This window comes from Enterobacter cloacae complex sp. HYC074_NIDB, from assembly GCF_056673345.1.
The window spans coordinates 1,031,484-1,053,197 of sequence record NZ_CP114214.1 but is presented as its reverse complement, the minus strand read 5'-3'; the positions used below and the strand labels follow the sequence as shown (position 1 = coordinate 1,053,197).

Here is a 21,714-nt window from a genome sequence, read left to right as displayed (position 1 = left end):
TCAGAAACGGGTCGAGAAGCGATAACCCGTGCCGCGGACCGTCTGTACCATGCGATCGTGGCCGCTCAGTTCCAGTGCTTTACGCAGGCGGCGAATATGGACGTCAACCGTTCGGTCTTCGACATAGACGTTAGTTCCCCAGACGTTATTCAGCAACTGTTCGCGGCTGTAAACGCGCTCCGGGTGTGTCATAAAGAAGTGCAGGAGTTTAAATTCGGTGGGGCCCATATCGAGGGGATTTTCACCGGTCATGACCCGGTGCGAGGTAGGATCCAGGCTCAGCCCCTGCATCTCAATCACCTCTTCCACCGCCATCGGTGAAATACGGCGCATCACGGCTTTGATACGCGCCACCAGCTCTTTCGGGGAGAACGGTTTGGTGATGTAATCGTCCGCGCCGGTTTCCAGACCGCGCACGCGATCCTCTTCCTCGCCGCGCGCCGTCAGCATCACCACCGGGATATCACGGGTCATCGCCTCGCGTTTGATATGCTTGATAAACTGCAATCCGGAACCGCCAGGCAGCATCCAGTCCAGCAGGATCAGATCGGGCCAGGGTTCATTCAGCTGGTTCACCGCGCTGTCATAATCTTCCGCTTCAACCGGCTGGAAGCCATTTTGTTCAAGCACGAAGCACACCATTTCACGGATCGGAGCTTCATCTTCTACGACCAGAATACGTCTCGCCATACTTTGCCCTGTCTTATCGTATTTAAGTTACAAGTCTGTAATGCGGCGTCATTATGCGTCAGATTTATGACAGATTTATGAAAAACATTACCACTATAAATGGCAAACTGTTGTTTTATTACAGCGGTTATTTTCCGTTCCCCAAACGTTTATAATCCTGCTTTCTTATTATTGCCACGGATCTTTTATGCGCATACTTCACACCTCAGACTGGCACCTGGGTCAAAATTTTTACAGCAAAAGCCGCGCCGCGGAACATGAAGCGTTCCTGAACTGGCTGCTGGAGACGGCTCAGGCTCACGAGGTGGACGCGATTATTGTGGCGGGCGACATTTTTGATACCGGATCGCCGCCGAGCTATGCGCGTGAGCTATACAACCGTTTTGTGGTCAACCTCCAGCAAACCGGTTGTCACCTGGTGATTGTCGCCGGAAATCATGACTCGGTGGCGACGCTGAATGAATCCCGCGATATTCTGGCGTTCCTCAATACCACCGTGGTGGCCAGCGTCGGGCACGCGCCGCAGATCCTGAAAAAACGCGACGGCACGCCGGGCGCGGTGCTGTGCCCAATCCCGTTTTTACGTCCGCGAGATATCGTGCAAAGCCAGGCGGGTCTGTCCGGCAGCGAAAAACAGCAGCATCTGTTGCAGGCCATCACCCGCTATTATCACCAGCAGCATACGGAAGCCTGCGCCCTGCGCGGCGATCAGGCCATTCCGATCATTGCCACCGGACACCTCACCACCGTCGGAGCCAGTAAGAGTGATGCGGTGCGCGAGATCTATATCGGTACGCTGGACGCGTTTCCGGCGCAAAACTTCCCCCCCGCCGACTACATTGCCCTCGGGCATATTCACCGGGCGCAGATCATCGGCGGCTGCGAGCATATCCGCTACTGCGGCTCGCCCATTTCGCTCAGTTTTGACGAAACGGGCAAAGCCAAATCCGTCCATCTGGTGAGCTTCACCGGGGGCAAACTCAGCGCCGTTGAGACGCTTGAGGTGCCGGTCACCCAGCTGCTGGCGGTGCTGAAAGGCGATCTGGCCGCCATTACCGCTCAGCTTGAGCAGTGGCGCGGCGCAGCGCTTAATCCCCCCGTCTGGCTCGATATCGAAATCACCACCGACGACTACCTGTACGATATGCAGCGTAAAATTCAGACGCTGACGGAAGACCTTCCCGTGGAAGTACTACTGGTACGCCGCAGCCGCGAGCAGCGCGAGAAAATACTGCTCAACGCCCAGCGTGAAACGCTTAGCGAACTTCGGGTTGAAGAGGTGTTCGCGCGGCGGCTTGCGCATGTAGAGGTGGACGAGGCCAGACGCACCAGGCTTAACGAGCTGTTTGCCCAGACCCTGCACTCCCTCCATGACGAGGACGAAAACGCATGAAAATTCTGAGCCTGCGTCTGAAAAATCTGAATTCGCTAAAGGGTGAGTGGAAAATTGATTTCACCGCGGAGCCGTTCGCCAGCAACGGGCTGTTTGCCATCACCGGCGCAACCGGCGCGGGTAAAACCACGCTGCTGGATGCCATCTGCCTGGCGCTGTACCACGAAACGCCGCGTCTTAATAAGGTCTCTCAGGCGCAAAACGACCTGATGACGCGCGATACCGCCGAATGCCTGGCGGAAGTGGAATTTGAGGTCAAAGGCGTTGCTTATCGCGCTTTCTGGAGCCAGAACCGCGCCCGCAACCAGCCGGACGGGAACTTACAGGCACCGCGCGTAGAGCTGGCCCGCTGCGAAGACGGCAAAATTCTGGCCGACAAAGTCACGGATAAGCTGGAACAAACCGCCGCACTCACCGGGCTGGACTATGGTCGCTTTACCCGCTCGATGTTGCTCTCGCAGGGGCAGTTTGCCGCCTTCCTGAATGCTAAACCGAGCGATCGCGCTGAGCTGCTGGAGGAACTGACCGGCACGGAAATTTACGGCCAGATTTCCGCCATGGTTTTTGAAAAACACAAAGCGGCACGTAACGCGCTGGAGATGTGCGAAGCGCAGGCCGCAGGGGTTGTGCTGTTGAGCGAGGAACAGCAGCATCACTTGCAGCAAAGTTTGCAGGCGCTCACTGACGAAGAGAAAATCCTGCTGGCACAGCAGCAGAGCCAACAGAAAGATTTTCAGTGGCTTACGCGTAACGACGAGCTGATACGTGAGCAGCAGCGCGCAGCCGCTTCGCAGCAGCAGGCGCAACAGGCTCTGACGGACGCCGCGCCGCAACTGGCGAAGCTCCAGCTGGCGCAACCCGCCGCCCAGCTACGTCCGCTATGGGAGCACCAGCAGGAGCAGACCGCCCGCCTGTCGCAAACCGCAGAGCGAATTGTCGAAGTAAATACTCGCTTACTCGACAGAGCGGCACAGCGCGCGCGTATCCGCAACGGTGCGCAGCGCAACCGTGAACAGTTGCAGACAGAGCACACGGCGCTGACGCAGTGGCTAACCGAACACGATCGTTTCCGTCAGTGGGGACAGGAAATTGCCGGCTGGCGGGCGCATTTTACGCAGCTGAATCGCGATAAAAATCAGCTTGTTGCCCAGGCAGCGCGCATGGCTGAGCTTCGTCAGAAGCTGGCTGAGCTGCCGGAGAGTACGCTGACGCTGACGGCTGAGGATCTCGCGACGGCAATGGAGCAACAGGCACAATCGCGGGCGCTCCGCCAGCGTCTGACTGCGCTTCACGCTCGCTATCAGCCGCTGCAAAAACGACTGCGCCAGAATGCGGAAAGCGTGCAGAAAGCGCAGGCTGAGCAGGGTAAGCTCAATGAAACGCTGATCCTGCGGCGTCAGCAGTTCAAAGAAAAAAATCAGCACTATGCCGACCTGAAAGCGCTCTGTGAGCGTGAGGCGACAATCAAGGATCTTGAGAATTATCGTGCTCAGCTGGAAGCGGGTAAGCCTTGCCCGCTCTGCGGTTCACGCGAACACCCGGCAGTTGTGCAGTATCAGGCGCTTGAACTGACTGACAATCAGCGCCGCCGCGACGCGCTGGAGAAAGAGGTTGCCGCGCTAAAAGAGGAAGGATTGCTGGTACTCGGGCAGGTGAATGCGCTGACCCAACAGATCCAGCGCGAGACTGAGGAAGCACAGGCTCTCTCTGAGGAAGAGCAAGCACTCACTAAAGAGTGGCTGGAGGTCTGCACCTCCCTGAACATAGCGCTGAATATTCAGGATGATATAGCACTCTGGATGAGCGCACAGGAGCAGTATGAACGCCAGCTGTATCAGCTCAGCCAGCGTCTGACGCTGCAAAACCAGCTCATTGAACAGGAAGGTCAGGCGCGCCAGTACCAGCAGCAGCTGACGGCGACGCGTCAGGCGCTGGCGGCCTCGCTAGAGTCGCTGTCGCTTAGCGTGCCCGATGAAGGGGCCGAAAGCGCCTGGCTGAGCGCGCGCGAAAGCGAATATACCCTGTGGCAGGAAAAACAGGCCCAGCACGGTACGATTCAGGAACGTATTAACGCCCTGATGCCAATCCTGGAGACGCTGCCGGTTACCGATGATACAGAAGCCGACGCGGTTATACCTGAGAAGTGGCGCGGCATCCACGACGAATGCGTGTCGCTGCAAAGCCAGCTCACCACCCTCCAGCAGCAGGAGACGCTTGAGCGTGAACGGCTCCAGCAATCACAGGCTCAGTTCAACGCCGCGCTGACCGCGAGCTGCTTTGCCGATCGGGAGGCATTTCTCTCCGCCCTGCTGGATGAAGCGTCGATCCGCCAGCTTGAACAGCAAAAGCAGACGCTGGAAAACCAGCTCCAGCAGACCACGGCGCTTTCGGTGCAGGCAAGCCAGCAGCTTCAGGCGCATCAGGCACAGCGCCCCGAGGGGCTGGAAACCGATGCCGCAACGCTTCAGGCGCAGTTACATCAGCTGGCGCAACAGCTTCGGGACAACACCACGCATCAGGGGGAGATCCGCCAGCAGCTCAAACAGGACGCCGATAACCGTCTGCACCAGCAGGCGCTTATGCAGCAGATTGAGGAGGCGGCGCGTCAGGCCGACGACTGGGGCTATCTCAATGCGCTGATAGGCTCCAGCACCGGCGATAAATTCCGTAAATTCGCCCAGGGGCTAACGCTGGATAATCTGGTGTGGCTTGCCAACCAGCAGCTCAACCGTCTGCATGGCCGCTATCTGCTTCAGCGTAAAGCCAGCGACGCGCTGGAGCTGGAAGTGGTCGATACCTGGCAGGCCGATGCGATACGCGATACCCGTACCCTTTCCGGCGGGGAGAGTTTCCTGGTCAGTCTGGCGCTGGCTTTAGCGCTTTCCGATCTGGTCAGTCACAAAACGCGCATTGATTCGCTGTTCCTGGATGAAGGGTTCGGCACGCTCGACAGTGAAACGCTGGACACCGCGCTGGATGCGCTCGACGCACTGAACGCCACCGGGAAAACCATCGGCGTGATCAGCCACGTTGAGGCGATGAAAGAGCGTATTCCGGTGCAGATCAAGGTGAAGAAGATCAACGGGCTGGGGTATAGCAGGCTGGACAGGGAGTTTGCGGTGAATTGAATGGGGGACGGTGCGGTCTGATGCCCTCACCCTGGCCCTCTCCCTGTGGGAGAGGGTACAAACATCAAAAACGGCAACGCAAGTTGCCGTTTTGCGTTTATTCCGGCCACAGCCACGCCGCGCCTCGCACGCCGCTGGAGTCACCGTGGACGGCTTTGCGGATCGGCGTTTCGCACTCGCCGCCAAATACCCACTGTTTCACCAGCGTTGGCACCGTGGCGTAAAGTCGGTCGACGTTGCTCATGCCGCCGCCCAGCACAATCACGTCCGGATCGAGGATATTGATCACATGCGCCAGTGACTTAGCCAGCCGCATTTCGTAGCGGCTGAGCGCCAGTTCAGCCACCGGATCCTGCTCATCAACCAGACGCATAATCTCGTTACCTTTCAGCGGCTGGCCGCTCAGACGATGATAATCGGTGGCAAACCCCGTACCGGAGATAAAGGTCTCTATACAGCCCTGCTTGCCACAGTAGCACGGCACTTCGGCGCGGTATTTGAGTTCATCTTCATCCATCCACGGCAGCGGGTTGTGCCCCCACTCGCCCGCGGTGCCGTTGCCGCCAATATGCGAGCGCCCTCCGAAGGCCACGCCCGCCCCGCAGCCGGTGCCGATAATTACGGCAAATACGGTCTGCGCGCCAGCCGCTGCGCCATCCACGGCCTCAGACACCGCCAGGCAGTTTGCGTCATTCGCCAGACGCACTTCCCGGTTCAGGCGTTGGCTTAAGTCTTTATCAAACGGCTGACCGTTGAGCCAGGTGGAGTTGGCGTTTTTCACCACGCCGGTATACGGCGAAATGGAGCCAGGGATCCCCATCCCGACTGTGCCCGTCTCGCCCGTTGCCTGCTCTGCCATATCGACCAGGCGGGCAATCGTCTCTATGGTCTGGTGATAATCATCGCGCGGTGTAGGCAGACGGTGGCGAAACAGTTGCTCCCCCTGCTCGCTCAACGCAATGACTTCTGTTTTGGTGCCGCCCAAATCAATCCCAATACGCACAAGACACTCCTCATTATTTTGATTATCAACAGAGTAGAAGCCTGCTTCCCGATTAGCAATGCAAGCGATGCGACAATTCGTTATCATGCCCGCTGATTTAACGACAAGGCCGTGGAAATTATCATGCTGTGGTTCAAAAATTTGATGGTTTACCGTCTCAGCCGCGACGTTTCGCTGCGTGCAGAAGAGATGGAAAAACAGTTAGCCGCTTACTCCTTTACCCCTTGCGGTAGCCAGGATATGGCAAAAACCGGCTGGGTTCCGCCAATGGGTTCTCAAAGCGATGCGCTGACCCACGCCAGCAGCACGGGGCAAATCATCGTTTGCGCCCGCAAAGAAGAGAAGATCCTGCCGACGCCCGTGGTTAAGCAGGCACTCGAAGCGAAGATCTTCAAGCTGGAAGCTGAACAGGGCCGTAAGCTTAAAAAAACCGAAAAAGATTCGCTGAAGGATGAAGTGCTGCACTCGCTGCTGCCGCGCGCCTTTAGCCGCTTTAGCCAGACCATGATGTGGATCGACACCGTTAACGGGCTGATTATGGTGGACTGCGCCAGCGCCAAAAAAGCCGAAGATACGCTGGCGCTGCTGCGTAAGAGCCTTGGCTCATTACCGGTGGTACCGCTGGCGCTGGAAACGCCGATTGAGCTGACCCTGACCGAGTGGGTGCGCAGCGGGACTGCCGCGCAGGGCTTCCAGATCCTTGATGAAGCAGAGCTGAAAGCGTTGCTGGAAGATGGCGGCGTGATCCGCGCGAAGAAACAGGAACTGGTGAGCGACGAAATCGCCGTGCACATTGAAGCGGGCAAAGTGGTGACCAAACTGGCTCTCGACTGGCAGCAGCGCATTCAGTTTGTGATGTGTGATGACGGCTCCGTGAAGCGCCTGAAATTCTGCGATGAACTGCGCGATCAGAACGAAGATATCGACCGCGAAGATTATGCTCAGCGCTTTGACGCAGACTTTATCCTGATGACCGGCGAGCTGGCGGCGCTAATTCAGAACCTGGTGGAAGGTCTCGGCGGCGAAGCGCAGCGCTGACAGGCAAAACGTAGGCCGGGTAAGCGAATGCGCCACCCGGCATGCTTTTATTTCAGATAGCGGCACAGATAAGAGGTTGGCTCTGCAACCTGTAAATGGAACTCGCTGTGGCCCGGCACGTTGAAGACCTGCCCGGCACTATATACTTTCCACTCCGTTTCACCCGGCAGCAGGACGTTCAGCGCGCCGCTGACCACCGTCATCTCTTCCGCTTCTGCGGTGCCAAAGGTGTATTCCCCTTCCGCCATTACGCCGACACTGGCGCGGCCAGTGCTGCTGCTGGTAAAACCAATGGATTTCACTTTACCGGAAAAGTATTCGTTACTTTGAAGCATGAACTGGCCCTTATATTTATAGAGAAAAATCCACTATAGGGGCCATGCTCATGACCTGTCACGCAAAATCATTACACCAGTAATTCTGACGCCAGACGCGCCATCAGGACGTTAGAGAGCAGCACCGGAACATCCAGCGCCTTTTGCAATAAATCACGATGCCGCTGATGGAAGCCCAGGCAGTCGAGCATCAGGACATCCGCCCCTCTGTCGATCAATTCCTGCCCAGCCGCAATCAGCTTCGCTTCGCTGTCCCAGAACGGGTTAGCCAGCGCGTACAGCGGGGTGTGCTCCAGCGCAGCCCACTTCACCGTCTGGTTATCCAGCAGTTCCTCAACGGGAACGATGACCCCAACCTGATGACCATCAACAATAGAGGCCACCAGCGGGGGGATAATCCGCATCGGTTCGAGCAGAATGGCATTACGCGCGCTGAGTCCTTTAACGGGTGCCGTGCTCATCAGCAAAATGACGTCATAGTCCTGATTGTCGAGCACTTCGATCACGCCCTGTAGCGCGCGCTCGATTTTCTGGCGCGACACATGCGCCAGTTTACCGTCACTGAGTAACGTTGCCAGGGGATCTTCCCCCTCTCCGACCGCGTAGTCTTCCATGACCTCTTCCCGACTGAGCTTCCCTAACAGACTGAGATGCGTAATTTGTTGTTCAGAGACATGCTCGGTTAAGAGCGGTAATACTTCGCTTACAGGCACCACACCAATCGTGAGGATCGCCAACGTCGCCTTCATTTTGATCGCCTTCCGTTACTACCACAACTGCCACACAGGTGCAGGCTCACTACGCTGCACTGTTCATTTATTCAACAAAACAGCACCAAGCGTAGCAGGGGATCTCAACACCGTAGTGTAAAGATCGACTGGCCTTTCCGAATCCACCTGTAATAACTAAATATTAACTGCTGCTTAACATCAGCGATAAGTTAAAAGTGTGATTCAGGCACGGTTGTAACGAATTCGGATTCCTGTCAGGACTTCTCAGGATCCTCATAGCGCCGTTTCGCATCCAGCGCTTCCTGTTCGGTTTCATGTTCGCTGATCAGCGAATCAGGTTTAGGGTGATCGGCACGCAGCTGGTACCAGGTTACGGTTTGATCACCATTACCTTTTTCAACGGTAACGATGCGGGCTTCACGTGGATAGGGAGGTCTGGTTGGCATAGCTCATCCTTTTTTTATGTCTGAGCTATGAGTATAGACGGCTGTTAGCTGGCGCAAGCCAAACGCAGGGCGGTAATAATCTGAATCGCAACTTTTTCGGGTGACGCCGACGCATCCACAACGTGGTGTGCCGCCTCGCGGTACAGTGCATCGCGTTCGGCGAGGACCTCGCTGACCTCTTCACTCAGCGGTTTCGCGGTCAGCGCCGGGCGCTGCCCCTCTTCCGGAAACGCCTCCAGCCGCCCCACCAGCGTAGAGACCGGGGCACAGAGGTAGATCACGACACCCTTTTCGCGCATAAACTGGCGGTTATACGACGCCAGGATAATGCCCCCACCGGTCGCAATCACGGTTGACGGCGCGGTCACCGCTTCCAGCGTGGCCGTTTCACGCGCACGAAAGCTCTCCCAACCCTCATCTTCAACGATATCGGCGATAGTCTTACCCGCATTCTCCTGAAGCCAGTGGTCAGTATCGACAAACTGACTCTGGCACAAACGCGCCAGCTCCAGACCAACGGTGGTTTTCCCACAGCCGCGAGGGCCAACTAAAAAGATGGGTGGGTTCATAACCAGGTGTTCCCCTTGCTGCCGGATAACTGAAGGCTGTAAAGAAATGATTGCAGTAGATGTTGCGCTAACTTTACTGCAAAGCGGTACGGAATGACAAGCCTGTGGAAGCCACACTGTACCACAAAACCGCCCGGAGGTGGGCTACGCCGGGCGGCGCTTCACTTCCAGCAGCCATTTATCCAGCTCGGCGGCAAACTGCTGGCGATCGCGCTGCGACAGGCTGTCCGGCCCACCGGTTTGCACGCCGCTGGAACGCAGCGTATCCATAAAATCACGCATGGTGAGCTTTTCCCGGATCGTTGCCGGAGAGTAGCGCTCGCCGCGCGGGTTAAGCGCCGCGGCCCCCTTCGCCAGCACGTCGGCAGCCAGCGGGATATCCGCCGTGATCACCAGATCTCCTGCGTCACACAGGCGTACTATCTCGTTATCCGCCACGTCAAACCCGGCCGGAACGCGCAGAGATCGGATGTATCTGGAGGGCGGCACGCGGATATTCTGGTTCGCGACCAGCGTTAGCGGCATCTGCACGCGCTCGGCAGCACGAAATAAAATCTCTTTAATCACATTCGGACACGCATCCGCATCAACCCAAATCGCCATCGTCTCTCCCCATTATGATTCTGGCGACTATTGTCGCCTGCATTTCGTTGTTAAGCTATCAATGAGAGATAACAACGCATAATAACGGAGAGACGTGATGGATAAGAAAATCGGGTTTATCGGCTGCGGAAACATGGGCAAAGCTATCCTCGGCGGACTGATTGCCAGCGGGCAGGTGCTGCCGGGGCAGATTTGGGTCTATACCCCATCCCCGGATAAAGTCGCGGCGCTGCGTGATGAGTATGGTGTCAACGCTGCCGAAAGCGCGCAGGAAGTGGCTCAGGTGGCGGATATTGTCTTTGGCGCCGTTAAGCCGAATATCATGATTAAAGTCCTGAGCGAGATCACCTCCAGCCTTAACAAAGAGACCCTGGTGGTGTCGATTGCCGCAGGCGTGACCCTCGATCAGCTCGCCCGCGCGCTGGGTCACGACCGTAAGATTGTTCGCGCCATGCCAAACACCCCGTCGCTGGTGAATGCCGGTATGACCTCCGTTACCCCGAACGCGCTGGTCACATCTGAAGACGTGGCAGATGTACTGAATATCTTCCGCTGCTTCGGCGAAGCGGAAGTGATTGCCGAACCGATGATCCACCCGGTGGTCGGCGTGAGCGGCTCTGCCCCGGCGTATGTCTTTATGTTTATCGAAGCCATGGCCGATGCCGCCGTATTGGGCGGAATGCCGCGCGCGCAGGCCTACAAATTTGCAGCGCAGGCGGTGATGGGCTCGGCCAAAATGGTGCTGGAAACGGGTAAGCATCCGGGCGAATTGAAAGATATGGTGTGCTCGCCGGGGGGCACAACCATTGAAGCCGTGCGCGTGCTGGAAGATCGCGGATTCCGCTCCGCCGTGATCGAGGCGATGGAAAAATGCATGGAAAAATCAGAGAAGCTCAGTAAGTCCTGATGCGCTACGCCGGGCGTCAGGCGGCCACTTCGGTGCGGCCCCGTCCGGCATTTTTGGCTTTATAGAGGGCCACGTCCGCCGCCTTTAGCCATTCACGATAGTGGGTGAACTGCGCTCCCCAGGGGGCAACCCCAACGCTGATACACAACCTCGCCGTTGGTGCTCCGTGCAGCGGCATGTTGACCAGCCGTTCATGGACGCGCGACATCGCTGCAATCGCGCTGTCGGCAGGCGTGCCGGACATGATCACCGCGAACTCATCCCCACCAAAGCGGCCAATATAATCGCCTGAGCGCAGAGTCAGCTGAAGCTGGCGCGTAATGGCAACAATCGCTTCATCTCCCACGTCATGCCCCCAGGTGTCGTTGATCGTCTTGAAGTGATCGATATCAATGAGCAGTATCGTCGCCTGTCGATGGCTGCGACGGCAGGCCTCAAATTCGTAACGCAGCAGCGTTTCCCAGTGACGGCGATTGAACACGCCGGTCATTCCGTCGCGGGTACTCATCAGCTCAAGCCGACGCTTATGCTCTGCCAGCCGGATCGCCGTGCGGTGGCTGAGCCATGCAAACAGCATGGGGTAGACCACCAGCACGGGGAGCGTCAGCCACAACGCCAGCGGTTCAGAGGTCAATAGCACAGGAGTACCCGTGGATTGCACGGTGAGCAGAGCAGACAGGGCAAGCAGCGCCAGTCCTGTCAGAAATAAGCGACATCCCCCCGATCCCATCATATTCATGCCGATCATCATGATCAGCGCCGCCGTTGGTAGCGCATTGAACCCTGTTAGCCCCATCCAGACACCGGCAAGAATGGCATCGATTTTCAGATTAACAATTTCACTTCTGTGGGGTTCAGCCGAACGAAAAGCCAGCTGCCAGGCCAGATGGGGCCAGACAAAGACCCAGCCCACCAGCAATAACCACCAAACGCCGGAAAGAAACTGGCTCACCAGAACGCTGGCAAGCGGAACAAATAGCGCCGCCAGACCAACGATGCGTGCCAGCCGTATTCGCCGGGCAAATCGCAGACCGGAACGGTATGAATCATCCTGAGAAAGCTGCTGGTGCCACGCTTCCCGAATGTTCTCGTGACTGTCATAAAACTCATCATTCATCATCTTTGGGAATATTCTGAAACATTTTCCCAAATTATAGAGAGGGGGATAGCGGGGAAAGTATGAAATTTTGGGTGAGCCACAGCCGTGACTCACCCGTTAGCACTACGCCTGTTTTTTCAGGCACGCGCTCATGAACTTGCTGCGATCGTCGCCTTTCAGCATCTGCTGTGTCGCCTGGGCATTGCACTCGCGCATTTTTTGCTGCTGCGGGGTCAGGCTTTTTTCACCGGGTTTTGTCGCACCATTTTTTAGGCAGTCGCTCATGTACGTTTTACGGGCATCCCCTTTCAGGCTTTGCGATGTCGCCTGTTGGTTACAGGTCGTCATGCGTTGCTGCTGGGGCGTCAACGTTTTCTCTTCCGCATGTGCTGATGCCATCAGACACAGGCCAGAGAGCAGGGTAATCAGTATTGTTGTTTTCATTGCACCATCCTTTATGTGAAGTTCCACGTTAAGTCTGGTTCGTTACGGAAAAAAAACCACCCTGCGCACCTGATTTTCGCCGGGCTCCGCGGTTATTTCAGCCCTGTAGCGGCACAATGATCATTATCCGGTTTCGCCGGCAGGGAGGCGGTAATTAATAGCAGAAATTATGCGGTGAAAACTGTGCTCTGTCTCAATTTAATTTACCCTGAAAAATGTGTAAAAATAAAAACAGAGCGACGCCAGGCATCCTGCATGACAATTCTGTGACATGTCATTTCACCTCTGGCCGGTTAACTGCGAGGATGCCTCAAAAGCTTTTTTACGTATTGCTGAAGCAGCTCCGCATCCTCTGCGGGAACCTGTGAATCAGGGCGAGCTTTTTCCAGCGCGCCTTCAACGTTGTCGATCAACGCCTCCTGCTCTGGTTTTGCCATCTGTCGCAGCAGCGCCGTCACAACGATTTCCAGCGCCTCGACCTGGGCAACCAGCTCTTTCGACTCTTCTTCCTTTTGGGCAAGCTTAACCAACAACTCAGCAATGAGATTTTTCATGGTGCTATTTCCTTATGTGATTTCCCCTGAAATTAACACCCTCACTGAATAATGAAAAGCATGGATTGGCTTTATCTTATGCAAAAGTGACATCGCTGCCAAAAAAGATATTTCGTGGAGAAAGCGAAACGTTTTTCTAAAAGAAAGGCGCCGCATTTCGTTATATAAAAATGCGGCGTTCATAAGAATAAATAATATATTATCGTGTTTACCGGGCCGACTTTGCCTCAGCGATTCGCCTGCGACGGCGTAAGGCAAAGGCCAGTTGAATAATATTCAGCAGTACCACCACCGCCGTCGCGGCAAATACCCAGCGGAAACCCGCCATCGCCGAGACCGAGGCGCCAATAAGCGGGCCCGCTACGTTGCCTAAATACATGAACGACTGGTTGTAGCCAAAAATGCGGCCGGTTACCTGGTCACTGGAATATTTCACCAGCAGCGTCTGAACAGCGGGCAGCATGGCGCCATCCGCGAAGCCAAGCAGGAAGCGCAGGATGCCCAACTGAAGAGGTGTGGTGACGAATGACATGGCAAAGAAAAGGAACACCGCAATGATGAGCGTTGCCATCAGAATACGTGCCGTACCGATCCTGTCGCCCAGTTTCCCCAGGCGCGGAGCAGACATCAGCGCCGACACGCCCGGCACGGCGGCAATCATCCCGCTCAGAAACGCAATGTTGCTGCTGTCCGGCGCCATCGACTTGATAAACAGCGCCAGAATCGGCCCCACCGAGCCGTTACAGAGCTGGATCACCATCGTCGTCACAAAGAGGCTAATCATCAGGCCAGGATAAGGCAGCGAGGCGAAAACCGCTTTTCCGCTCAGGCGTTCGGATTTGCTGACAACAGGCCGCCCGCCCTCTTTAATCAGAAAAAGGGTGACCAGAAAGCTAATCGTCAGCAGGATCGCAGTAATGATAAAGACCGCACGCAGCCCGACATGGTCCGCCAGGAAGCCGCCGAGCAGCGGGCCGCCAATGACCCCGCTGATCTGGGCGGTGGAAAGCGTGCTGAGCGCCCAGCCGCTTCGCTCACGCGGTACCTGTGAGGCCACCAGCGCCATGGCATTCGGAATGTACCCGGAGGTCAGCCCCATTATCGCCCGCAGAATAAACAGCTGCCAGACGTTGGTGGCGAAGGCCTGGAGCAAAATGGCTATCGCCATCCCCAGCGAGGCGCGGAGCAGCATCAACTTGCGCCCCTTGCGATCTGCCAGGCTACCCCACATCGGCGACACAATGGCGGAGACCAGAAACGTCACGCTGAACGTCAGGCCGGACCACATGGAGAGCGCTTCATGGGAAGTGACCCCCAGCTGCGACACATACAGCGGCAGGAAGGGCAATATCTGGCTGATAGCCAGTCCGGTGAAGAAGCAGCCGAACCAGACTGAAATGAGGTTAACTTTCCAGGATTCCATAACAGAAATAGTCTTCATTTTTAGGCGAATTCGCCGACAGATTAGCAAGTTACGCGCAATGACATAGCGCCAGAGATGCGGCCTTGCAGACTTTGGTGTTTTATCTTCCCAGTCATCATATTTGTGAAATAAGTCACAATTTATCCAAATTTCGGCGGAAGATTATGCTTCATCGACATAATCCATATCCGCGCATTCCCAGATGGAAATGGTTGGCATGGGCGGCATTATAGTCCGGTCCCAGACCGTTACCGTAATAACCACAGCTTGCCGAGAGCAGCGCCTGTAGCCAGGGCTGCGTCTTTTCCGCTTTCCAGCCGTTTAGAACGGTAACACGCTGTCCGTTTGCCAGCCTGAAAGCGCTGATATCCAGCGCATCCGCCGTGGCATGTTCGCTGCGCCGCGCATCCGGGCGGCTGTAGATATTGCGGCAGGCAAAGCTGCCCAGATGTTCAATACGCGCAAGCTCGCTTCCCGTCCAGGTTTTGGTGAGCGGCCGGGCCTGCTGGCTGACAAACAGCGCCGAACTTAACGCCAGCGGGCAACTGGCAAGAAAGCTGCTGTTCAGACTGACCGGGCCAAAATCACGTACGCGCACCACGTTACTCAGTGGACACTCCCCGGCGCTGTCAGCGACCGCCTGGGTACGGATAAGCCGACGTTGGTTCGCCTGCGTTAACAGGCTTTCGCACGCCTGGGGGGTTAAACGCCGAAGTTTAAACTGGGTTATTTTTCCGGGCGGATCGTCAAGCGTAAGCGGCACGAAAGGGTTGTACTGCGACGGCAACCAGCGGTAGCCCACCGTGACGATCCCGGCAATAACAATAAGAATAAACAGACCTTTTCCTTTCACGCGCCCCCCTTCAGCATCCCTCAAAACATTATGGCAGAAGGCCGCGAAACCCGCCGGGCATCGTGGTATGTTATTGGCTTTTCGTCAGACTGGAAGAGAGTGAGATGGCAAAGCAGCGCGTAGGTATTGTCTTTGGGGGAAAATCGGCAGAGCACGAGGTGTCATTGCAATCGGCTAAAAATATCGTTGATGCGATTGATAAAAGCCGTTTTGACGTGGTGCTGCTGGGCATAGATAAACAGGGCCAGTGGCATGTTAACGATGCCAGCCAGTATCTGTTACACGCTGACGATCCGGCGCACATCGCCCTTAATCCTTCTGATATCAGCGTCGCAACGGTTCCAGGCGTGGTACAGGGACAGCTTATCGATGCCGGGAACGCGCAGGCGCTGGCACAGATTGACGTGGTGTTTCCTATCGTTCACGGCACGCTGGGCGAAGATGGCTCCCTGCAAGGCATGCTGCGGATGGCGAACCTGCCGTTTGTCGGTTCCGATGTGCTGGGCTCTGCCGCCTGCATGGATAAAGACGTCACAAAACGTCTCCTGCGCGACGCCGGTCTGAATATTGCGCCGTTCGTGACGCTTACTCGTGCCAACCGCGATAAACATAGCTTCGCGCAGATCCAGGCGCAACTCGGCCTGCCGCTATTTGTGAAACCAGCAAATCAGGGCTCGTCCGTTGGCGTCAGCAAAGTCACCAGCGAAGCGCAGTTTAACGAAGCCGTTCGTCTGGCCTTTGAGTTTGACCATAAGGTGGTGGTTGAGCAGGGAATTAACGGACGCGAAATTGAGTGCGCCGTACTGGGCAACGACTTCCCGCAGGCGAGTACCTGCGGTGAAGTAGTGCTGAACAGCGACTTCTATTCCTACGACACCAAATATATTGACGACAAAGGTGCCCAGGTTGTGGTCCCCGCCGCGCTCGATCCTGACGTTAACGACAAGATCCGCGCGATCGCCGTTGAAGCCTATCAGGCGCTGGGATGCTGTGGGATGGCGCGCGTCGACGTGTTTCTGACGCCGGATAACGAGGTGGTGATTAACGAAATCAACACCCTGCCGGGCTTTACCAATATCAGCATGTACCCGAAACTGTGGCATGCCAGCGGGATAAGCTATCCGGAACTGATCACCCGCCTGATTGAACTGGCGCTGGAGCGTCACGCCGCTGACAGCGCCCTGAAAAGCTCTGTTAACTAACGGTTAGTCGGTTTTCTCTGCCGTCGTCGTCTCATCGGGGCGACGGCGGATAATGAATCCCGCCAGCCAGAAACTGATTATCCAGGTCACCAGCCCAACCGCATAGGTTTGCCAGCCTTTCGCTTCAAATCCCAGCAGCCCGACAACACCGTTGAGAATAAAGATCAGCCCGATCGCAAAGGCGTAGTAATGCCAGTCACGGCGTAGTTTGGAAGTGAGCTTCATGACAACTCCGGCAGAAAAAAAACTATCCTCTCACAGTTTGATAAAGGCGTCTGTGGCGGATACGTAAATTCTGAAAAGCAGCGCAGTTTCACTTATGTTATCAATTTGTGACGTGATGCAGAATTCGACAATCCAGGAGAAATCCTGAACCGAATTTCCCACGATTCTGATATTGACAAATGCTATGACCTGTCACACTCACCCTGTACGACGCGTATTAAAACAGAGTGATATTTTCGGGAGGTCTTATGGCAGACTTTACATTGTCGAAACCGATTTTTGGCGGAAAACAACCAAAAACCTCCACGGCGGGGAATATTGCCTATGCCCTGTTTGTTCTGTTTTGTTTCTGGGCAGGAACCCAACTGCTGAATATGCTGGTGCATGCTCCTGGCGTGTATGAGCATCTGATGCAGGTGCAGGATACAGGCCGCCCACGCGTTGAAATCGGTTTAGGCGTGAGCACCGTATTTGGACTCATTCCCTTCCTCGCGGGCAGCATGGTTCTGGGCGTGATTGCCCTCGTCCTGCGCTGGCGCAATCGCCACTGATTACAGTCTCATACAGCGTGCCCGACGATCGTCCACGCGTTTCGCGAACCAGGCGGTCGTCAGGTTACGCGTGATCTTCGGGCTTTCCAGTTGAATCCCTGGCAGAATGGCTCTGGGTAATGCCTTTCCACTTTTCTTCTCGGCCAGCGCAAAGACCTGCTTATAGAGATCCGTTTTCTCAAACGCCAGGCTGTCGCCCTTCTCCAGCTGTCGGCGAATGTCGCTGTTGCTCATTTCCAGCTTCGTCGAGAGTTTTCGCACCGCACGTTCGGTGGTCCCAGCCTCACTGCTGCCGTATGCAATGAGATCGCCATCCAAAGCGAGCTTCACACCGCTGGCGCGGCTTACCGCATTCTGGAAGGCTGCATTTCGGCTGGCATACCAGCCCGCATTAAAGTCGGCAAAGCGATACAGCGGTTTATCGTAGTTGGCCGGATAATTCAGCAGGTGATACGTCCCAAACCACAGCCCACCGCGCAGGGAGAAGACCTCCTGACGCACCGTACCATCGATATCCCACGGATAGCCGTCGGTATGCTTTTCCGCAAATGTGATACTCACCTGCATCGGACCGCCGGTATGCACCGGATTCAGCGATCCAAACAGCTTCTGCCCCATCGGCACCATATTGATGAAATCATCGAAAATGGCGCTAAGCTGCTTCTCGGTTTTCACCGTATCCAGCCGTTCGCTATAGCTTTTACCGTTTGGCGAGGTGATTTTAAGGGCGGTATGTACCAGGAAAACCGGGATATGCATCGATTCGGCCCGGCGGTCGATCTCTTTCCAGGCGATTTTGTTCAGGCCAGGCACAACAGGATCTGACTGATACATCGATTCCTGCTGCGCCACCGCGAGCACCGAGCAGATATTCTCTTCGGTAGGCGCGATCTTCTGGCTTTTGAAGGTCGTTGCCAGCGCATCAGCCCACTCACTGCGATCCTTCACGCTGGCGGGCATCTTCTGCCGCACCACGCTCGCCACATCCACAGGCTTCTCCCCTTCTTTGAGCGGGGCAGCCCCTTTTTCGGCACAGCCCGCCAGCACGAAAGCGGCGAGTAACGTCAGAGGTAATGCACGTGGTACGGCAAATGGCATAGCAATTCCTTTTTAACCTAATGTATGGGTGACTTCCTGCACGTCCTTATCGTCCAGCTCACGCTCGAAACTGCGTAAACGTTTGTAGATGGACATCAGCTCCACAAGCGTAGTCCAGGAGCTAATCAGATACTGGAACGAACCGCGAACCTGACCAAAGACGTTGGTGATTTGGGTCATCAGACCGAGCGTAATCGTACCCGCAACGATGGACGGGAACAGCAGGAACAACCCGAAAACGTTATCAACCTGAAGATAAAGAATGCGCGCGATATTGAAATACATGTAATGGAAATAGAGGCGGAAGTAGTTACGACGTACGGCGCCAAACAGCTCACGCACGGTAGGCGGTGACGCACGGTTGGCATCGTCTTCACCATACACCAGCTCTTTACGGTAGGCCGCTTCCACGCGCTGGTTTTTAAACTCCAGCCCCGGCAACTTGATCCCTACCACCGCCAGCAGCCCCGTTCCCATCAGCGACCAGACAATCGCGGCAATCACCAGGCCGTAGGGCAGATGGCCGACAATCGGCAGCTCCGGAACGTGCGACGAGAGCGTCACCAGCACCGGCAGGAAGGCGATCAGCGTCATGATGGCGTTGATAAAGCTCACGCCCATATCTTCCAGAGTAGAGGCAAAACGCATGGTGTCTTCCTGCACACGCTGTGCGGCACCTTCGATATGTCGCAGGTGCTGCCAGTGCGCCATATAGTGTTCGTTCATCGCGGTACGCCAGCGGAACACATAGTGGCTGACGAAAAAGTTATTCATCACGCCGATCACCACGGCGATGAGGGCGATGCCGAGGAAGATCCCCACCTCATGGTAGAACTGGTTAATGGTCACTTTATGCGGCGAACTCAGCGCCGTCTGGATCAGATCGTAAAACGGCGCATACCAGGCGTTGACCGCTACGCCCACCTCAACCAGGAACCAGGTGACAAAGATGATTAACGACGTGCCGAGAATCGACCAGTATTGCCAGCGGTGAGGAGAATAGACAAACCAGAACATGGCAAAAAGCCCTACGCAGAGCACGTAATAAGCGTAGAAAAGCAGATAGCTCATGGACCAGAAGCGCGCTGCGCTAATGGGAATATCGCCCGTTGCCCCCGTAAGACGGGTCAGCCACGCGCCGCCACCGGCCTGCCAGAAAATGACAGCCAGCAGTGCCCAAATAAATGCCGACAGGAAAAAGGGCCCCGGCTTTGGGAAAAAAGACTTAAACATTGTGCTTCCTTCTTGTTGTTATGGCTGTTGCTGTGTTCAACATATCGCCACACGAAACCTTGCCTGTGCCAGCCTCCCGGCTCAGGCAAAAAAGTGAGACCTGCGGGTGAATTATTAGTTCGCTTCCCCGTTTTCAGGAATTGTTTCGGTGCGTTTCATTCGCAACAGCGATCGTAGCGTCTATCATACGGTCGATGTCACAAAATGGGAGCCACGCCGCAAGTAAATTGTTCAAATTTACCCACGGTTACGTTTTTCTCGCTATCGTTATGCAAATCGGGCCATTGCCCGACGCCGATTAGTAGTATAACTACCCGTAACTTTCCTTATTCACTTGATGGATGCTTTTCGTTGAAACGTTGTCTGCTCTCTATCGCCGCGCTGTGTGCGGTGAGCCTGTCCACCGCCCAGGCAGCACAGCCTCTGACGGCCCCGGTTCTGGCCTCTGACATTGCCGATCGCTACGCGAACCTTATTTATTACGGCAGCGGTGCGACGGGAATGGCGCTGGTCGTGATCGACGGTAACCAGCGGGTGTTTCGCAGCTTCGGTGAAACACGTCCGGGAAATAACGTTCGTCCGCAGCTGGATTCCGTTATCCGTGTCGCGTCGATAACCAAGCTGATGACCAGCGAAATGCTGGTGAAACTGCTCGATCAGGGCGTGGTGAAACTCGACGATCCGCTCAGCAAATATGCGCCGCCCGGCGCTCGCGTTCCGACATATCAGGGAACGCCGATCAGACTGGTGAATCTGGCGACCCATACCAGCGCCCTGCCGCGAGAACAGCCCGGTGGCGCTGCGCATCGCCCTGTCTTTGTCTGGCCAACCCGTGAGCAACGCTGGAACTACCTGAGCACAGCAACCCTGAAATCGGCCCCGGGCTCGCAGGCCGGCTATTCTAACCTGGCGTTTGATCTGCTGGCCGACGCTTTAGCGACGGCCTCGGGTAAGCCCTACCCTCAACTGTTTGAAGAGCAGATCACGCGTCCGCTCGGGATGAAAGATACCACTTACACCCCCTCCCCGGACCAGTGCAAGCGTCTGATGATGGCGGAAAAAGGGGCCAGCCCGTGCAATAACACGCTGGCCGCCATTGGCAGCGGTGGAGTTTACTCTACGCCTGGCGACATGATGCGCTGGATGCAACAGTTCCTCTCATCGGATTTTTACGCGCGCAGCAATCAGGCCGACCGCATGCAGACGCTCATCTACCAGCGTGCTCAGTTACGTCGCGTCATTGGCATGGATGTACCCGGTAAAGCCGATGCCCTCGGCATGGGCTGGGTGTATATGGCGCCAAAAGATGGCCGACCGGGGATTATTCAAAAAACCGGTGGAGGTGGCGGATTCATCACCTATATGGCGATGATTCCGCAATCAAACGTAGGTGCTTTTGTGGTGGTCACCCGGTCGCCAAATACACGCTTCGTGAATATGAGTGATGGCGTAAATAATCTGGTGGCCGAGCTGAGCGCCAATAAAGCGCAGGTGCTTACGGCCTCTAACTGATCTCAATAGTCCGTGGGCAAACGGTTGATACTGACCAGTTTGCCCCGGCTCATATTGATGTAGTTCCCCTGACGCAGCGCCGCCAGAACCTCCGCAACGACCGAACGAGAAATACGCGTGCTACGCTGAATATGATTCATAACACCAATTTTTGAACGTAGCGCATCATCCCACTCGGCCATATTCAACAGCATCGCCCGAATTTGGCTATAGGAATTATTTCCAATCAGCTGTATATCACGTTTTCCCAGTAAATGGTTTAGCCATGACAGCCAGCAGAAAGCTTCTTGCCAAACATGCGCTTCTTGAATAAGTTCGCATGCAGTAGAGGCAGGCAAATAAAATCCGGTACAAGGTGTTTGTGCAATCAGAGAATATTCAAGATAGTTGTCATTTATCCATGCGCTTAAACCGTGGATATACGGTGCCCGCGCAATACCCATAAGTAATTCGTCTGATTTACGGTGGACGGCAGTCAGACCGGATTGTATGACAACGGTCAATGGTTCATCATCATTATTGCCGGTAGTTATTAATTGTTGTGGTTCGGTCTTAAATGGGGTACCGGCGATTTCCAGACACTTAATGAGCCGGCTTAATTCAGAAAGTGGTTTCGCATTAACGTTCATGCATACCTCAAGTCATCTGTATCTGTCGGTTCTTTATTATTTTTAAAG

General features: G+C 55.6%; 23 protein-coding genes. 7 read left to right on the top strand and 16 right to left on the bottom strand.

The window, feature by feature from the left end; translation table 11 throughout:
* Positions 1 to 690 (bottom strand): phosphate response regulator transcription factor PhoB, encoded by a 690-nt coding sequence (gene phoB, locus O1724_RS05070; protein WP_003859122.1) that lies wholly within the window; start codon positions 688 to 690, stop codon positions 1 to 3.
* 187 nt (positions 691 to 877) lie between these two features.
* Between phoB and sbcD the strand changes: the two genes are divergently transcribed.
* The gene (gene sbcD, locus O1724_RS05065) at positions 878 to 2,083 is read left to right on the top strand and encodes an exonuclease subunit SbcD (RefSeq protein WP_045337295.1); all 1,206 of its coding nucleotides are present in this window, start codon (positions 878 to 880) and stop codon (positions 2,081 to 2,083) included.
* Positions 2,080 to 5,211 carry an exonuclease subunit SbcC gene (gene sbcC / locus O1724_RS05060; protein ID WP_099543763.1) on the top strand — a complete coding sequence of 1,044 codons (3,132 nt, stop codon included), beginning with the start codon at positions 2,080 to 2,082 and terminating at the stop codon, positions 5,209 to 5,211. The genes sbcD and sbcC overlap by 4 nt, the downstream gene beginning before the upstream one ends.
* Positions 5,212 to 5,308: 97 nt before the next feature.
* Here the strand turns inward: sbcC and mak are convergent, their stop codons facing one another.
* Positions 5,309 to 6,214 (bottom strand): fructokinase, encoded by a 906-nt coding sequence (gene mak / locus O1724_RS05055; RefSeq protein ID WP_104468595.1) that lies wholly within the window; start codon positions 6,212 to 6,214, stop codon positions 5,309 to 5,311.
* A 123-nt stretch (positions 6,215 to 6,337) separates the two neighbouring features.
* Between mak and rdgC the strand changes: the two genes are divergently transcribed.
* Complete coding sequence (gene rdgC / locus O1724_RS05050; protein WP_003859129.1) at positions 6,338 to 7,252, top strand: recombination-associated protein RdgC; 915 nt, start codon at positions 6,338 to 6,340, stop codon at positions 7,250 to 7,252.
* A 47-nt stretch (positions 7,253 to 7,299) separates the two neighbouring features.
* On the opposite strand, the gene ppnP is transcribed toward rdgC, so the two are convergent.
* The 5 genes from ppnP to O1724_RS05025 all read right to left on the bottom strand — a co-directional run bounded on the left by ppnP (position 7,300) and on the right by O1724_RS05025 (position 9,936).
* A complete protein-coding gene (gene ppnP, locus O1724_RS05045) occupies positions 7,300 to 7,587 on the bottom strand; it encodes a pyrimidine/purine nucleoside phosphorylase (protein WP_003859131.1) in 288 nt (95 codons plus the stop codon).
* Positions 7,588 to 7,658: 71 nt separating this feature from the next.
* Positions 7,659 to 8,336 (bottom strand): AroM family protein, encoded by a 678-nt coding sequence (locus O1724_RS05040; protein ID WP_003859133.1) that lies wholly within the window; start codon positions 8,334 to 8,336, stop codon positions 7,659 to 7,661.
* Between the two features lie 236 nt (positions 8,337 to 8,572).
* Positions 8,573 to 8,764, bottom strand: a complete 192-nt coding sequence (gene yaiA / locus O1724_RS05035) for a protein YaiA (protein ID WP_003859135.1) — start codon at positions 8,762 to 8,764, stop codon at positions 8,573 to 8,575.
* 44 nt (positions 8,765 to 8,808) lie between these two features.
* Complete coding sequence (gene aroL, locus O1724_RS05030; protein ID WP_023315502.1) at positions 8,809 to 9,333, bottom strand: shikimate kinase AroL; 525 nt, start codon at positions 9,331 to 9,333, stop codon at positions 8,809 to 8,811.
* Positions 9,334 to 9,477: 144 nt separating this feature from the next.
* Complete coding sequence (locus O1724_RS05025; protein WP_003859141.1) at positions 9,478 to 9,936, bottom strand: YaiI/YqxD family protein; 459 nt, start codon at positions 9,934 to 9,936, stop codon at positions 9,478 to 9,480.
* A gap of 97 nt (positions 9,937 to 10,033) precedes the next feature.
* Here O1724_RS05025 and proC point away from each other — a divergent pair, with 97 nt between their 5' ends.
* The gene (gene proC / locus O1724_RS05020) at positions 10,034 to 10,843 is read left to right on the top strand and encodes a pyrroline-5-carboxylate reductase (protein WP_022650449.1); all 810 of its coding nucleotides are present in this window, start codon (positions 10,034 to 10,036) and stop codon (positions 10,841 to 10,843) included.
* A 16-nt stretch (positions 10,844 to 10,859) separates the two neighbouring features.
* Here the strand turns inward: proC and adrA are convergent, their stop codons facing one another.
* The 5 genes from adrA to O1724_RS04995 form a co-directional block, all read right to left on the bottom strand.
* Positions 10,860 to 11,963 carry a diguanylate cyclase AdrA gene (gene adrA, locus O1724_RS05015; protein WP_023324219.1) on the bottom strand — a complete coding sequence of 368 codons (1,104 nt, stop codon included), beginning with the start codon at positions 11,961 to 11,963 and terminating at the stop codon, positions 10,860 to 10,862.
* A gap of 102 nt (positions 11,964 to 12,065) precedes the next feature.
* The gene (psiF, locus tag O1724_RS05010; protein WP_022650447.1) at positions 12,066 to 12,386 is read right to left on the bottom strand and encodes a phosphate starvation-inducible protein PsiF; all 321 of its coding nucleotides are present in this window, start codon (positions 12,384 to 12,386) and stop codon (positions 12,066 to 12,068) included.
* 293 nt (positions 12,387 to 12,679) lie between these two features.
* On the bottom strand, positions 12,680 to 12,940 hold the full coding sequence (iraP, locus tag O1724_RS05005; protein WP_003859148.1) for an anti-adapter protein IraP: 261 nt from the start codon (positions 12,938 to 12,940) through the stop codon (positions 12,680 to 12,682).
* A gap of 208 nt (positions 12,941 to 13,148) precedes the next feature.
* Entirely contained in the window at positions 13,149 to 14,363 is a 1,215-nt protein-coding gene (locus O1724_RS05000; protein ID WP_126297078.1) for a multidrug efflux MFS transporter, read from the bottom strand.
* A gap of 169 nt (positions 14,364 to 14,532) precedes the next feature.
* Entirely contained in the window at positions 14,533 to 15,216 is a 684-nt protein-coding gene (locus O1724_RS04995) for an extensin-like domain-containing protein (RefSeq protein WP_003859154.1), read from the bottom strand.
* A gap of 104 nt (positions 15,217 to 15,320) precedes the next feature.
* On the opposite strand from O1724_RS04995, the gene ddlA reads away from it, so the two are divergent.
* Positions 15,321 to 16,418, top strand: coding sequence for a D-alanine--D-alanine ligase (gene ddlA / locus O1724_RS04990; protein WP_045344169.1), 1,098 nt, complete (start codon positions 15,321 to 15,323; stop codon positions 16,416 to 16,418).
* A gap of 3 nt (positions 16,419 to 16,421) precedes the next feature.
* On the opposite strand, the gene O1724_RS04985 is transcribed toward ddlA, so the two are convergent.
* Complete coding sequence (locus tag O1724_RS04985; protein WP_045344168.1) at positions 16,422 to 16,643, bottom strand: DUF2754 domain-containing protein; 222 nt, start codon at positions 16,641 to 16,643, stop codon at positions 16,422 to 16,424.
* 248 nt (positions 16,644 to 16,891) lie between these two features.
* Between O1724_RS04985 and O1724_RS04980 the strand changes: the two genes are divergently transcribed.
* Entirely contained in the window at positions 16,892 to 17,194 is a 303-nt protein-coding gene (locus O1724_RS04980) for a DUF2755 family protein (RefSeq protein ID WP_003859159.1), read from the top strand.
* On the opposite strand, the gene O1724_RS04975 is transcribed toward O1724_RS04980, so the two are convergent.
* Together O1724_RS04975 and sbmA are read right to left on the bottom strand one after the other, a co-directional pair.
* Positions 17,195 to 18,292, bottom strand: a complete 1,098-nt coding sequence (locus O1724_RS04975; RefSeq protein ID WP_047654127.1) for a DUF1615 domain-containing protein — start codon at positions 18,290 to 18,292, stop codon at positions 17,195 to 17,197.
* 12 nt (positions 18,293 to 18,304) lie between these two features.
* Complete coding sequence (gene sbmA, locus O1724_RS04970) at positions 18,305 to 19,525, bottom strand: peptide antibiotic transporter SbmA (protein ID WP_003859162.1); 1,221 nt, start codon at positions 19,523 to 19,525, stop codon at positions 18,305 to 18,307.
* 351 nt (positions 19,526 to 19,876) lie between these two features.
* Between sbmA and ampH the strand changes: the two genes are divergently transcribed.
* Positions 19,877 to 21,037, top strand: coding sequence for a D-alanyl-D-alanine-carboxypeptidase/endopeptidase AmpH (gene ampH, locus O1724_RS04965; RefSeq protein WP_126297079.1), 1,161 nt, complete (start codon positions 19,877 to 19,879; stop codon positions 21,035 to 21,037).
* A 2-nt stretch (positions 21,038 to 21,039) separates the two neighbouring features.
* Here the strand turns inward: ampH and O1724_RS04960 are convergent, their stop codons facing one another.
* Entirely contained in the window at positions 21,040 to 21,666 is a 627-nt protein-coding gene (locus tag O1724_RS04960; protein ID WP_003859165.1) for a helix-turn-helix domain-containing protein, read from the bottom strand.
* Between the last annotated feature and the right edge of the window lie 48 nt (positions 21,667 to 21,714).